1 protein-coding gene is annotated in these 1028 nt (G+C 74.4%); it reads left to right on the top strand.

Annotation, left to right across the window (positions count from 1 at the left end; genetic code table 11):
• Nucleotides 1-9 precede the first annotated feature (9 nt).
• Nucleotides 10-1002: a type II secretion system F family protein gene (locus FOE67_RS26780; protein WP_228474337.1), complete on the top strand. Its 993-nt coding sequence runs from the start codon at nucleotides 10-12 to the stop codon at nucleotides 1000-1002.
• Nucleotides 1003-1028 lie beyond the last annotated feature (26 nt).

Below are 1028 nucleotides of genomic sequence, written 5' to 3'. Positions count from 1 at the left end.
CTCCCGCACCTGGCCGCCGCCCTCCCCGATCGGCTGCCGCAACTCGCCCTCGGCCTCACCCTCCTGGCGCTCGTGGTCGCCGTCGCGGGGATCCAGGTGTGGGCCGCCGGACGCGCCCGACGCCGGGCCCTGGTGCGCCGCCTCTCCGGTCCCGCCCCGGAACCCGGTGACGCCGTTCCCCTGTCGGCCCTCCCCGGCCGCACCCCGCACGGCCGCCGGCCCCGGTTCCCCGCCCTGGACCGCCGACTCCACGACACCCGGGCCGGCCGTGCCCTCCGGCTGCGACTGGCCGCCGGCGGCCTGGACATCGGCCCCGCCGAGTACGTGGTCTACGCGCTGATCGGCGTGGTCGCCCTGTGGCTGATCGGCGGCGCCCTCCTGTCCCCCTTCTTCGGCCCGATCTTCGCCCTGATCGGCCTCTGGGCCGCCAACGCCTTCCTGGAGTGGCAGCGCACCCGCCGCAACGAGCGCTTCATCGCCCAACTCCCGGAACTCTCCCGCCTCATCGCCAACGGCACCGCCGCCGGACTGGCCCTGCGCACCGCCCTGTCCATGGCCGCCGAGGAGATGGAGGACCCCGCCGGCGCCGAACTCGCCGTCGTCGCCAACCAACTCGCCGTCGGTCGCCCCCTGGAGGAGGCCCTGGGCGAACTCGGCGAACGCCTGCCCTCGCGCGAGCTGAACGTCCTGGTCACCACGCTGACCCTCGCCAACCGGGCCGGTGGCGCCATCGTCGACTCCCTGCGGAACCTCACCCAAACCCTGGAGGAGCGCAAGGAGACCCGGCGCGAGGTCCGCACCATGCTGGCCGAGGTCAACGCCACCGCCGTCACCGTCCCCACCATCGGCCTCGGCGCGCTGCTGCTGATCAACACCATGGCCGACGGGGCCATGGACCGCATCACCGACAGCGGCATCGGCCGCCTCGTCCTGCTGATCGCGCTCGGCCTCTACCTGCTCGGCTTCGTCGTGATCCGCCGCCTGGGACGCATCGACATCTGACGGCCGCCGCCACACCCCGTCCGCCC

The organism is Streptomyces calidiresistens (assembly GCF_014141525.1).
GTDB classification, from domain to species: Bacteria; Actinomycetota; Actinomycetes; order Streptomycetales; family Streptomycetaceae; genus Streptomyces; species Streptomyces calidiresistens.
This window is presented reverse-complemented; position numbering and strand designations above follow the sequence as displayed.